This is a genomic window from Stieleria sedimenti (assembly GCF_025060895.1).
GTDB lineage: Bacteria > Planctomycetota > Planctomycetia > Pirellulales > Pirellulaceae > Stieleria > Stieleria sedimenti.
Genome location: NZ_JANZKV010000036.1, coordinates 1 through 11,751, shown reverse-complemented (window position 1 = coordinate 11,751; position 11,751 = coordinate 1). Strand labels below are relative to the sequence as shown.

The following is an 11,751-nucleotide window of genomic DNA, read 5'->3' as shown; positions in this document are numbered from 1 at the left end:
AAGAAACGACGCTTAACTTAGCGGTATTGCTCTCAAGCCTGCACACCAACGCTTATGCCCGTGTCTTTGCCGGGGCAGGGGTTTTCGTGATCCGCCAGTTTTTTGGGACGATCAGGCGTGCCCCGCGTGCGAACGTCAGGTAGGACCATGCCCAGGAAAGGAACACGAACGTCCGATTGCGAAATCCGTTCAAGTAGGCAATGTGGATCAACAGCCAAGCCATCCAAGCCAACCGTCCGGTCAGCTTGAATCGACCACTTTGTGCAACCGCGCGGCGTCGACCGATCGTCGCCATCTGTCCTTTATCAAGATACTTGAATCGAGACCGCTCGGGAGCGGGACGATCGATCATGTAGCATTGGGCTTCGCGGCTGATCAATTCGCCGAGGTAGCGGCCTTGTTGAATCGCAACGGGCGCCAAGCCGGGCAACCCCTTGCCGTCTTCGTCGTTGGCCGATGCCATGTCGCCGGCGACAAAGACGTTCGGATGGCCCGGGATGGACAAATCGGGTTCGACCATGACGCGGCCGCTGCGATCGGTCGGCACTCCGAGGGACTTGCCCAGCGGGCTCGCCTGAACCCCGGCCGCCCAGATCACGGTCCTGGCATCCAAGAAATGATCACCGATTTGAACGCCGCGATCGGTCACCCGGGTGACCTGGTCTCCCAGGCGTACTTCCACACCAATGCTTTCCAGCGCCTGTTTGCTGTACTCGGACAGATCGTCGGGGAACTGCTCCAAGATTCTCTCGCCTGCCTGGACCAGGATCACGCGTGCCAAACTCGCATCGATCGATCGGAAGTCACGCTTGAGTGTGTAGCGAGCCATTTCGGCAATCGCGCCGGCCAACTCAACACCCGTCGGCCCGCCGCCGACGATCACAAACGTCATCCAGTGGTCCTGTTCGGTCGGATCATCGGTCCGCTCGGCCTGTTCAAAGGCCAGCAACACACGACGGCGGATTTCCGTGGCCTGGGGAAGCGATTTCAATCCCGGTGCGTGCGGCTCCCACTGGTCGTTGCCGAAATAACTGTGCACGGCGCCGCAAGCGACGAGCAGATAATCAAACTCGAACTTGCCCGCGTCGCTGTAGACCAGCCGCTGCTGGACGTCCACTCCGGTTACCTTTGCCAGCAAGGTGCGCACATTGCGATAGGACGACAAGATCGAACGTATCGGTGACGCGATGTCCGATGGATCCAGGCCTGCCATCGCAACCTGGTACAGCAAAGGCTGAAACACATGGTGATTGCTTTTGTCGATCATGATGACATCCACGCAATCACATTTCCCCAACCGCTTGGCCGCCTCGATCCCGGCAAACCCGCCCCCGACGATCACCACTTTGCGATTGGGACGACTCATTGCGACATGCCGGTACGGGGATCAGCGGGTGGCGAAGACTTGACCTTGAATTGTTGATTCCAGTCAACGCCCTGGTCTAGGGGGCAATGAATGCTTGCCTCCAATGATCGGCGACCCATCGATGCACGTGGAATCGAAAAAATCTCGGATTCAACCAAATAAATTTACCCTGCGTGCGTCTCTTCATTTGGGACGGTCCCCTGAACTGAGGTTGAGGCAATCGGAGACGGAATTGGAGACGGGGACATCCGGCGAAGGTCGATGTGACGATAACACTTAGCGGGAGCTTGATGATGGACGGGAAAAACGAACGAATACTCTGTCGATGTCCCCACGGCCATCGGCTGCGGGGTGACGTCGCATTGATCGGCTCCATGATTCGTTGTCCGAAGTGCCAGGCGACGTTCGTTTTTGGATATGCCATTCGAGAGACGCTTTCCGACAATGCCGTGGTGAAGATATTGGAGGAAGGCCCGGGGCCGACGCGCCATCGGCAAACGATCCCCTGCAGTGGAGCGTAATGTGATCGCGGAGAATTGCCTTGGGCGTTGGATCGAAGATCGCAGCGACGGAGCACTAGACGATGTTCACGAATCTGCTCAGTGAGTTGCCCGCAACGACCGCAAAGGAATGCGTCGACGTGCTCGCGTCGTCGTCAAACGTACGGATCGAGCGGATCGTCTCCACCGGACAAGCCAGCGACGACGGCTTTTGGTATGACCAAGACGAACACGAATGGGTCGCCTTGCTCGCCGGAGAAGCCAGGCTGTTGTTTGATGACGATCCCGAACCGTTGACCCTCAAGCCCGGGGATTTCCTGTTGATCCCGGCACATCGAAAACATCGGGTCCAATGGACATCCGATCGAGAGCCGACGGTCTGGCTGGCGGTCTTCTTTGCCGGCGACGATTGATGCGGTCGCTTTTGTTGCAGGTCACCGATGGGCCGGCTACGATGCCTGGCAGGGTTCACTCGTTCTCACCGACCGGATGCGACATGTTATCGCGAGCAACTTTCCTCGCCTCTTTTTTCGCCGTGACATGGATCATGCCATTGCTTTTGATGGCAGTCGAACCCGGGCCGATGCCGGATCTGGTGTTAACCGATCATGGGCGCAGGGTGCACTTCGCGGGATTGCTGTTCGACGGACACAACGACCTGCCATGGGAGATCCGAAAAAACGGTCAAGCGTCGTTCGATCAAATCGACATCGCCACGCGGCAGCCGCAGCTGCACACCGATATCCCGCGGCTTCGTGAAGGCGGTTTGAAGGCTCAGTTCTGGTCGGTCTATGTGCCGGCCGGTACATCGACCACGGGCGATTCGTTGATCCAAACGCTGGAACAAATCGACATCGTCGATCGGATGGTGAAACGTTACGCCGACGTGTTTGAAATCGCCTCCACCGCCGACGACGTGGAACGGATCGCCGGGGCGGGAAAGATCGCCTGCATGATGGGGATCGAAGGCGGCCATTCGATCGAAGGATCGCTGGCGAATTTGAAACGGTTGTACGATCGCGGTTGCCGCTACATGACGCTGACGCACTCCAAGACGTTGCCTTGGGCGGATTCGGCGACCGACGATGCGCAGCACGACGGCCTAACTGAATTCGGTAAAGAGGTCGTCCGTGAAATGAATCGCATCGGCATGCTGGTCGACCTCTCGCACGTCTCACCGGCGGTGATGAAACAAGCGATCGAGGTTTCCACCGCGCCGATTCTTTTCTCGCATTCCTCCGCCGCGGCGATCAACGATCACCCGCGAAACGTGCCCGATGACGTGTTACCGTTGGTCGCGAAGAACGGCGGCGTGGTGATGGTCAATTTCTATTCCAAGTTTGTCGTCCCCACCGACCAACTGAAAGCCAACGAATCGGCGCGTGGCTCGATCCACGACGTCGTCGACCATCTCGAACACATCATCCGCGTCGCCGGCATCGATCACGTCGGCATCGGATCCGATTTCGACGGCGTCCCCAGGCTGCCGACCGGACTGGAGGACGTTTCCAAGTACCCGCTGATCACGCAAGCGTTGCTCAATCGCGGTTACAGCGAAGCCGACGTTCACAAAGTGCTCGGCGGTAACGTCCTGCGAGCCCTCCGCGGTGCGGAGGCGGTGGCGGCGAAGCTGTCGCGCTAAAATTGACGTTCGTCGCTCGGGCCGGCGACCGAGAGGAATGGCAGAACGATCCGGGGCAGAATGATTAGCCAGGAGTGCAGAAAACAAACGCTGTTCGCTGTGTTTTCGGTCAAAAGATTGAGTGGTCAAAAAAATGACGTTGCCCGATGGGAAACTCCTCAGGCCTCCGAATGACTCCATTTTTTTGACCATCCCACTTTTTGCCCCACTTCCGTGTCAGTCCTGTTCAACTGCCGGTTGGTTGCAACTGGCGCAGTGCAGGGCGCCGAGTCCCCAGATCAGATCGTGGCAGTCGACACCGATCACTTCGACATCTGGCGACTGTTGTCGGGCCAGCCGGCGGAGCAACTCGATCGCAGACGAATCAGTTTTCTCGCAGCGGAACGTCGGTACCAGCAATCGGTCCGGACCCAACCGCAGAAAGTTGCAGTAGCTTTCCGGGACGCGTTGGCCGTCGATGAATCGGGCCGGTGGAATCGGCAAACGGTGAACGGTCACGGTGGGCGAAGTCATTTGTGCCCAATCGCGCAACAGTTGTTCGTTACGCTGCAGTCCGTCGTGATTCGGATCATCTGGATCGTCACTGACCGCGACGACGACGGTTTCGGGATCGATGAAGCGTGCCAGTTGGTCGATGTGACCGTCGGTGTCGTCGCCGATCAATCCACCGCCATCGACCCACACGATCTCACGTGCGCCGGTGAGGTCCTGCAGATGTTCTTCGATTGCCTGCTTCGACCAACCGGGGTTGCGTGTCTGGGTGACCAGGCACTCGGTGGTCGTCAACAGACGCCCGCCGCCGTCCCACTCCAGCGCCCCGCCTTCGAGTGTCAATCGTCCGGCGATTCGTTCCCAGCCGGCGTGCCGGATGATTTGCGCGGTCGCGGCGTTGTCGGCATCCCAGGGCGGATACTTGCCACCCCAGGCGTTGTATCCCCAATCGATCGCGTGGCCGCGTCTGGAGCCGTCGACGACAAAGGTCGGGCCATAGTCGCGGATCCAACTGTCATTGGTTTGGATGTCAAACCAGGTGACGTTTTCGATGCCCTGCAGGCCGGCTGTCGCGCACAGTTCTGCCGGGCCGACGACATGGACGGGGACGGCCGCGGCGATCAACCCGACGAACCGACGAAAACAATCCGGGATCGGTGCGAACCGGTCCGGCCAAGTGTGGTGGTTGTGGGGCCAAGCAATCCAAACGGCGGCTTGCCGCTCCCACTCGGCAGGAACCCGTTTCATCGCGATGTCATCCGTTTCGCCGAGTCAGGTCACTCGACTTTGATTTCTTCTTTGACCTTTTGGACAAAGTGGGGCGACTTGCCGCCCTTGCTCAGCTCTTTTGCGCGTTTCTCGGCTTCGCCTTTTTTATCGAAATCGAAGACGGCGACGCGTTTGAGGTTTTGGCTGAAGACGCCCCAGTAAAGACGCATCCTGACGTTTTCAGCCGCCTTGGTTCGCTTGCTGGACTTCTTCTTTTTCGAAACGAGCGCCTTTTCGGCAGCTTCCGCCTCGGCAGCTTTTTCGGCTCGGCTGACGACCTTACGGGCCATGGATGGTCAGGGGCTAAAGGGGGAGATGAAAAATCGGCAACCGCCGACTTGGATTTTGGCCTGGTAAGTTAGCAATATCGGCACAGGATCGCCACTCCCGTCCGGCGAGCATCGCACGGTTTTCCGCTCCGACCCTTCTCTGAGGCAGCCGCGGACTGGCCGGGAAAGCCGAATTTGAATGGCCTGGCAGGGGACAAATCCGTTATTTTGCCTGCCGAGCGGCTCGCAAGACACGCTGCGGTCGCCGCGGCGACGGCGATCGACCCACCCCTTCGGACGGACCGAGCCGGATGCAGCGGCGGAGCCTGGCGGCCTGGCCAACGGCGCCGGTTCTCGCCGGCTGGACTGGCCGGCTGGACTGGCCGGCTGATTCGACTCGGCCGACTGGATGAATTGGCGCGATTGCGGCGGGCGGAGGGCCAAAGGTGGGGCCGTTGGCCCGTTGAAACCCACCACGGGTTACCACCCAAACGGACTATCTGCAAAAATGATCGCTACCCGTCGACGGTTCTGTCGCGTATGCTTGCGTTTTAACAGGAGCACTCTGTCGTCACGACGTGTCGGATTTCTGACGATCCGGCGGTCGCGCATTGCTTTGTCTGCAGGAGAATTCAAGGACCTGGGCATCGTACCGCGTCCAGTCGGGCAGCGACGGAGTCGGATTACATCGATCGGAGAGTAGCAACGATGCAGGTAAGTGTTTCAGCTCGCCACGGCAGTCTTCAGCCAGGTGACCAGGAGTTGATCCAGGAGAAGGCCGTCAAATTAAGGCGTCTCTATGACCGAATCAACGCGATTGAAGTCACCGTTGACCTGGAAAACACCGATAAGCCTGCGGTCGAAATCCAAGTTTCCATCGAGCATGCCGGAGAATGCGTTGCCACGGCGGAAGCCAGCACGGTGATCGCAGCCTTGGACATGGCGATTCCGAAGGTGGAGCAGCAGCTCCGCCGGATCAAGGAAAAAAAGACTGGCCACCGCGCCACCGGACACAAACACATTGAAACCCCGGCAAGTGACGAGTAGTCGGCTTTGACAGTCGAGACCATCGTGTTTGCCGATACACTCATTGAAAATTCACACCCCATGAAGTTTGCAGATTTCATCAGTACGCAGTCGATCAAGGCCGAACTCAAGGCCAAAACAAAAGAGCAAGCGATCGAAGAGCTCGTTCAATGTTTGCTTGAGTCGGGCGAGATCGATGCCGAACAACGCGACGACATCGTCGCGGCGATTATGAAGCGTGAGGAACTCGGTTCGACCGGCATCGGTCGAGGCGTCGCGGTTCCGCACACCAAACACCCCAGCGTCCAAAAGCTGGTCGGTACCGTCGGAGTCAGCGAAGAAGGCGTTGACTTCGACTCGCTCGACGGAGAACGCGTTCAGCTGTTTTTCCTGTTGATCAGCCCGCCGGAACGCCCCGGCGATCACCTGCGGGCCTTGGAGAACATTTCGCGTCAGCTGCGCGACGAAACGTTCTGCCGCTTTCTCAAACAGAGCAAGTCAGCCGAGGACATCACCCAGTTATTGCAAGAAGCCGACGACAACCAGTTTGCCACCGGCTGATGGATTGAGCGGCCGGCTCGTTGACGACCGGTGCACGAATCCCCATCCAGTTTAAACACCCGATACAGACCCGCTTTTTGCATGTCAAAAGCGCTTTGCCGCACCGTCGTTGTTTCCAATCCGCAAGGGCTGCACGCACGCCCGGCAGATCTTCTGGTGCGGATGGCCAACCAGTTCGAATCCGTGATCTTGATCGGACGCGGTGGCGAAATGGTGGATTGCAAAAGCATCTTATCACTACTGACGCTCGGCGCCGCACTCGGCACCGAGTTGACCTTGACCGCTGAAGGCAAAGACGCCGAAAACGCAATCGATTCGATCGAGCAGTTTTTTCAACGCGGATTCGATGAAGCTGGCGACAACGATTCGGCCCCTAGCGGAGCCAAATCGGGTGATGTCAGAGAAACCGATCCGACCTCGCCTGCTTGAATCGAAACGAAGGCACCCCGGCTCTGGCGACCCGCCCTTCCGGCTCGATCTCGATCGATCCCGGCCGACAGGGCGTCGCGTGCAGAGCGCCCGATACCCCTACATTCCTGCTCGAAGATCGACGCGACGCGACGGTCTTCACGCCCCCGTACACAACTACCTCTCGATGGATCGGATTGAACTGCCCGAGCCTCGCTGCCAGGTGCGCACGATCGCGACAGAACGTTGGCCAATGTCACCGCCCCCCGGCGCCGTCGACGTTGACTCCCGCGGTCTGTCCTACCAGGATCACGCGGCCTTGATGCGACCGGCAGATCAGCACCGCGCCCTCGAACCACGATGGTCGAACTCCAAGGCATCCCTGTCTCACCCGGGGTCGCGATCGGCCCAGCACTAGTGCTGGATGCTGCCGGTTATCGAATCCCGCGCTCTCTGCTCGCCGCTGATGAAGTGGAAGCGGAGTTCGCTCGGTTGCGCGATGCCGTCGACCGCGTGTCGACCCGATTGGAATCCAATCGCCTGGAAACCTCTGCCGTTGCCGGCGAACACACCGGAGACATCTTCGCCGCCCAGTTGCAGATGCTGCACGACCCGCGGCTGCAAGCCGAATTGCGGCGACGCATCGAACAGGAACACCAATCGGCCGCCTACGCCGTCAGCCGAGTCCTGCACAACTACGCCGAAGCACTCCGCAAGCTGGACAACCCGCTGCTGGCCGATCGCGCCGAAGACGTCCTGGACATCGAAAAACAATTGCTGTTCTGCCTGGGTGCGGTCTCGGAAAGCCGACTGGTCGATCTCGATGAAACCGTCATCATCCTCTCCCATGTCCTGACCCCCAGCGAAACCGCCAACCTGGATCGACGCTACGTGCGTGGGTTCTGCACCGAAACCGGTGGCCCCGGCGGTCACACCGCGATCGTCGCCAAAGGGTTGGAACTGCCGGCGGTCGTCGGGATCGGAAACTTTCTCGATCGCGTCGGCAATCGGATCAAGGTCATCGTCGATGGCGACCGCGGACGCGTCATTCTGGACCCCGATGCGGAAACGCTGGCCAGCTACAAGAAACGTTTGAAAGAACGCCGGTCGTTGACCGCCAAACTTTCCGAACTCCGCGATCTGCCCGCCGAAACCATCGACGGGACGCCGCTGCGGTTGAGCGCCAACATCGAATTCCCCCACGAAACAACCACCTGCATCGAACGCGGGGCCGACGGAATCGGTCTTTATCGCACCGAATTTCTGTATCTGTCTAGCGCCGAGGAACCGAGCGAAGAAGACCACTACCAGGCCTACAGCCAGGTCGTCCGCGAGATGGAAGGCCGGCCGGTCGTCATTCGCACCCTGGATTTGGGTGCCGACAAAATGGGGCATCGACCCCTGGCCGAATACGAACACAATCCCTTTCTGGGCCTGAGAAGCATTCGCCTGTCGTTGCGCAATCTGGATCTGTTCCGCCCCCAGTTGCGGGCCATCTTACGGGCCGCGGTGCACGGCGACATCAGTGTGATGTTCCCGCTGATCACCACGTTGGCCGAGTTCCGGCAAGCGCGGATGCTGCTCAACGTCGTTGCCGAGGACTTGAAAGAATCCGGCACGCCGCACCGCAGCAACATCCCCGTCGGGATGATGGTCGAAGTCCCCGCAGCGGTGATGATGCTCGACCGCTTCGTCGAAGAAGTCGATTTCCTGTCGATCGGCACCAACGACCTGGCCCAGTACACCCTGGCCGTGGATCGCAGCAACGAGTACGTCGCCGACCTGTATCAATCCAGTGACCCGGCCGTGCTGCGCTTGATCGCGCGCTGCGTCGAAGTCGCCAAAGAACACAACCGCCCCCTTTCGATCTGCGGCGAAATGAGCAGCAATCCCGCCCGTGCACTGCTGTTGATGGGCATGGGCGTCCGGCACCTGAGCGTGCCACCGTCGTCGCTGTTGCGCGTCAAGAAAGCCATCCGCAGCGTGTCGATCGGCCAGTGCGAACAGATGGCCGAACGCGTCATGCAACTCGAAGCCGCACGCGATGTCGATCTGTATTTGCTGGACCGACTCGGCGAATACGTTCCGGAACTGATCGTGACCTGAACACACCTCCCGACTCCCTCATCCATGCCTTCTCTGCCAGCCAACACCACCACGACCCACGACGCGCCCGACCAGGCGACGGCGGATCAACCGCTGCGGCTGCGCTATCGGGTTCGTTTTGCCAAAACGGGGCTGTTGCGGTGGACCAGTCACCGCGATCTGGCGCGGCTTTGGGAACGGTTGGTCCGACGCGCTCAGCTCCAACTGTCGATGACCGAAGGGTTTCATCCCAAACCCCGCATCGGTTTTCCGTCCGCCCTGGCGCTCGGCATCAGCGGCTTGGACGAAGTCGTCGAGCTCGATTTGGCCGAACGACTTTCGGCGCCGGAGTTGTTCCGACGCCTGGACCACGATGATCAACCCGGGCTGGTCATCAAGAGCGTGCAGTTGCTACCCGAGGACAGTGGCAAAGCCAAGCTGGAACGCACCGAGTATGTGATCACCCGGCCGGACCCGGAATTGGGCGCCGACCCGATCGATGCCGACCGCGTCCGATCTGATCTCGAGGCCCTGTTGGCCAAAGACACCGTCACGGTGAATCGCAAAAACAAACCGGTGACCTTCAACGTTGCCGAACAAATCGTGTCGTTGACCTTCAACGACAACCTTGAACTTTCGATGGCCGCCAGTGACGCGGCGACCCTGAAACCGACCGACGTGCTGGATCTGATCGGCTGTTCCGATTGGATCGCGCACGGGTCGCAAATCACCCGAACAGAAGTGGTTTTGAAACGCGAGTTTCCGACCACCGATCCCGAATTTTTAGCAATCGCAAACCAAACGCCGCACTGCGGCGAACCCACCGACGAGGTGCCCAAATGAAACGCGAAATGTTGATGAACGTGCTCCAACCCGAAGAGAGCCGCATCGCCATCCTGGATGATGGAAAACTGGAAGAGCTGTACGTCGAACGCAAAAGTGTCGAAGCCTTTGCGGGAAACATCTACCGCGGAAAAATCGTCAACCTGGAACCCAGTATCCAAGCCGCCTTCGTCGACTTCGGCGTCGGACGCAACGGCTTTCTGCACATCAGCGATGTCGAACCGGAATACTTTCGACAAGGCGGTTATGACCCCGAAGAGATCAAGCGGGAATCGGACGAAATGGCCGAAGCGTCCGCCAAACGTGCCCGCGAATCCGGACGCGGTTCCAAACGGGCGTTCAAAGGCGGTCGGCCGCGGATCAAACCACCGATCCAAGAAATCTTTAAACGCGGCGACGAAGTCTTGGTCCAGGTCATCAAGGAAGGGATCGGTACCAAGGGCCCCACGCTCAGCACGTACATTTCGATCCCAGGACGTTACCTAGTGCTGATGCCCGCGCTGGAACGTGTCGGTGTCAGCCGCAAGATCGAAGACGACGACGACCGCAAACGACTCCGTCGCTGTCTGCTCTCGCTCGGTCCACCCAAGGGGCTCGGGTTTATCGTCCGCACCGCCGGCGCCGGTCGCAGCGAAAACGAACTCGGCCGTGACATGGACTATCTGATCCGGTTGTGGAAGACGATCGTCCGTCGCGTCAAAAGCGGCAACCAACCCGGCGTGCTGTACGAAGAAAGTGATCTGATCATCAAGACGATTCGCGACATCTACAACGATGACATCGACCAGATCGTGATCGACGAAAAAGAGGCTTTCGAGAACGCCCGCGACTTCTTGAAAATGGTCATGCCCCGCGTCGTCGATCGGCTGAAACTCTATGACGGTGCTTCACCCCTGTTCCACAAGTACAACCTGGAACAAGAGATCGTCAAAATTCACCAACGCCAAGTCAAACTGCCTAACGGCGGTTCGATCGTCATCGATCCGACCGAAGCGTTGGTCGCGATCGACGTCAACAGCGGAAATTTTCGCGGCGAAAAGTCGGCCGAAGACAACGCGTTCAAGTTGAACTTGGCCGCCGCAAAAGAGATCGCCCGTCAATTGCGACTGCGCGACCTGGGCGGGGTGATTGTCAACGACTTTATCGACATGCGCAAAGAGAGCCACCGGCGGAAAGTCGAACGGGCGCTGCGTGATGCGATGGCCGGTGACCGAGCCCGCACCAAGATCTTGCGGACCAGTCCGTTCGGCTTGATCGAAATGACGCGGCAACGGATCCGACCGAGTTTGAAACGCAGCATCTATCAAGATTGTCCGTGTTGCGAAGGCCGTGGGTTGGTCAAGACCGCCGAGAGCATGTCGATCGAAGTCGTCCGCATGCTCGCCTTGGCCGTCAAGAACGAACACATCCAACGCGTGACCGTTCGCGTCAACGATGCCGTCGCGGCCCACTTGAACAACCAAAAACGCCGCAGCGTGATGGAGATGGAAGACACCGGCGGCATGACGGTTCAGATCCTCGGCAGCGAAGGCCTGTACCCCGAGCACCTGGAAATGGACTGCCGCGACGCCCAAGGCGAACGCGTCGAAATCGACTCCTAAGCCCTGCCCCAAAGTGGGATAGGCTTCCAGCCTGTCAACACAACTCGTTCCCAGGTTCTGCCCTACGCCGTGAACGATTTATGTCCTGTGTTTGACGAGGTTTTAGCGGCAGGGCGCAAGCGGGCTGTCGTTTTTGTGAGCCGCGACGCGTAAGCGGCCGGGCATTCCGACGCTGCCCGAGGCCTTACGG

At 59.2% G+C, this 11,751-nt stretch carries 11 protein-coding genes; 8 read left to right on the top strand and 3 right to left on the bottom strand.

Translation table 11 applies throughout. The annotated features are described in order from the left end of the window. Window positions 1-52: 52 nt before the first annotated feature. Window positions 53-1,366, bottom strand: a complete 1,314-nt coding sequence (locus NZK35_RS05240; protein ID WP_259631543.1) for an NAD(P)/FAD-dependent oxidoreductase — start codon at window positions 1,364-1,366, stop codon at window positions 53-55. Window positions 1,367-1,949: 583 nt separating this feature from the next. Here NZK35_RS05240 and NZK35_RS05235 point away from each other — a divergent pair. Both NZK35_RS05235 and NZK35_RS05230 read left to right on the top strand, forming a co-directional pair. Beyond that, window positions 1,950-2,279: a cupin domain-containing protein gene (locus NZK35_RS05235; protein ID WP_259631542.1), complete on the top strand. Its 330-nt coding sequence runs from the start codon at window positions 1,950-1,952 to the stop codon at window positions 2,277-2,279. A 149-nt stretch (window positions 2,280-2,428) separates the two neighbouring features. Further along, window positions 2,429-3,508: a dipeptidase gene (locus NZK35_RS05230; protein WP_259631541.1), complete on the top strand. Its 1,080-nt coding sequence runs from the start codon at window positions 2,429-2,431 to the stop codon at window positions 3,506-3,508. Between the two features lie 216 nt (window positions 3,509-3,724). Here NZK35_RS05230 and NZK35_RS05225 read toward each other — a convergent pair whose 3' ends face one another. Further along, window positions 3,725-4,747 (bottom strand): agmatine deiminase family protein, encoded by a 1,023-nt coding sequence (locus NZK35_RS05225; protein WP_259631540.1) that lies wholly within the window; start codon window positions 4,745-4,747, stop codon window positions 3,725-3,727. Window positions 4,748-4,776: 29 nt separating this feature from the next. Continuing rightward, window positions 4,777-5,058 (bottom strand): hypothetical protein, encoded by a 282-nt coding sequence (locus NZK35_RS05220; RefSeq protein WP_259631539.1) that lies wholly within the window; start codon window positions 5,056-5,058, stop codon window positions 4,777-4,779. Window positions 5,059-5,745: 687 nt separating this feature from the next. On the opposite strand from NZK35_RS05220, the gene hpf reads away from it, so the two are divergent. The 6 genes from hpf (at window position 5,746) to NZK35_RS05190 (ending at window position 11,561) form a co-directional block, all read left to right on the top strand. Continuing rightward, entirely contained in the window at window positions 5,746-6,084 is a 339-nt protein-coding gene (gene hpf / locus NZK35_RS05215) for a ribosome hibernation-promoting factor, HPF/YfiA family (RefSeq protein ID WP_259631538.1), read from the top strand. A gap of 60 nt (window positions 6,085-6,144) precedes the next feature. Beyond that, window positions 6,145-6,624, top strand: coding sequence for a PTS sugar transporter subunit IIA (locus tag NZK35_RS05210; protein WP_095742344.1), 480 nt, complete (start codon window positions 6,145-6,147; stop codon window positions 6,622-6,624). An 81-nt stretch (window positions 6,625-6,705) separates the two neighbouring features. Next, window positions 6,706-7,053 carry an HPr family phosphocarrier protein gene (locus tag NZK35_RS05205; protein ID WP_259631537.1) on the top strand — a complete coding sequence of 116 codons (348 nt, stop codon included), beginning with the start codon at window positions 6,706-6,708 and terminating at the stop codon, window positions 7,051-7,053. Window positions 7,054-7,392: 339 nt separating this feature from the next. Then, window positions 7,393-9,138, top strand: a complete 1,746-nt coding sequence (gene ptsP, locus NZK35_RS05200) for a phosphoenolpyruvate--protein phosphotransferase (protein ID WP_259631536.1) — start codon at window positions 7,393-7,395, stop codon at window positions 9,136-9,138. Window positions 9,139-9,162: 24 nt separating this feature from the next. Next, on the top strand, window positions 9,163-9,960 hold the full coding sequence (locus NZK35_RS05195) for a TIGR03936 family radical SAM-associated protein (protein WP_259631535.1): 798 nt from the start codon (window positions 9,163-9,165) through the stop codon (window positions 9,958-9,960). Next, complete coding sequence (locus NZK35_RS05190; protein ID WP_259631534.1) at window positions 9,957-11,561, top strand: Rne/Rng family ribonuclease; 1,605 nt, start codon at window positions 9,957-9,959, stop codon at window positions 11,559-11,561. The genes NZK35_RS05195 and NZK35_RS05190 overlap by 4 nt, the downstream gene beginning before the upstream one ends. Window positions 11,562-11,751 lie beyond the last annotated feature (190 nt).

What these genes read in the sequence shown, in the direction of transcription:
- NZK35_RS05210 (WP_095742344.1), top strand. Translation starts at nt 6,145, where the DNA reads ATGAAGTTTGCAGATTTCATCAGTACGCAGTCGATCAAGGCCGAACTC.
- NZK35_RS05220 (WP_259631539.1), bottom strand. Translation starts at nt 5,058, where the DNA reads ATGGCCCGTAAGGTCGTCAGCCGAGCCGAAAAAGCTGCCGAGGCGGAA.
- NZK35_RS05195 (WP_259631535.1), top strand. Translation starts at nt 9,163, where the DNA reads ATGCCTTCTCTGCCAGCCAACACCACCACGACCCACGACGCGCCCGAC.
- NZK35_RS05205 (WP_259631537.1), top strand. Translation starts at nt 6,706, where the DNA reads ATGTCAAAAGCGCTTTGCCGCACCGTCGTTGTTTCCAATCCGCAAGGG.
- NZK35_RS05225 (WP_259631540.1), bottom strand. Translation starts at nt 4,747, where the DNA reads ATGAAACGGGTTCCTGCCGAGTGGGAGCGGCAAGCCGCCGTTTGGATT.
- NZK35_RS05240 (WP_259631543.1), bottom strand. Translation starts at nt 1,366, where the DNA reads ATGAGTCGTCCCAATCGCAAAGTGGTGATCGTCGGGGGCGGGTTTGCC.
- NZK35_RS05230 (WP_259631541.1), top strand. Translation starts at nt 2,429, where the DNA reads ATGGCAGTCGAACCCGGGCCGATGCCGGATCTGGTGTTAACCGATCAT.
- hpf (WP_259631538.1), top strand. Translation starts at nt 5,746, where the DNA reads ATGCAGGTAAGTGTTTCAGCTCGCCACGGCAGTCTTCAGCCAGGTGAC.
- NZK35_RS05235 (WP_259631542.1), top strand. Translation starts at nt 1,950, where the DNA reads ATGTTCACGAATCTGCTCAGTGAGTTGCCCGCAACGACCGCAAAGGAA.
- NZK35_RS05190 (WP_259631534.1), top strand. Translation starts at nt 9,957, where the DNA reads ATGAAACGCGAAATGTTGATGAACGTGCTCCAACCCGAAGAGAGCCGC.
- ptsP (WP_259631536.1), top strand. Translation starts at nt 7,393, where the DNA reads ATGGTCGAACTCCAAGGCATCCCTGTCTCACCCGGGGTCGCGATCGGC.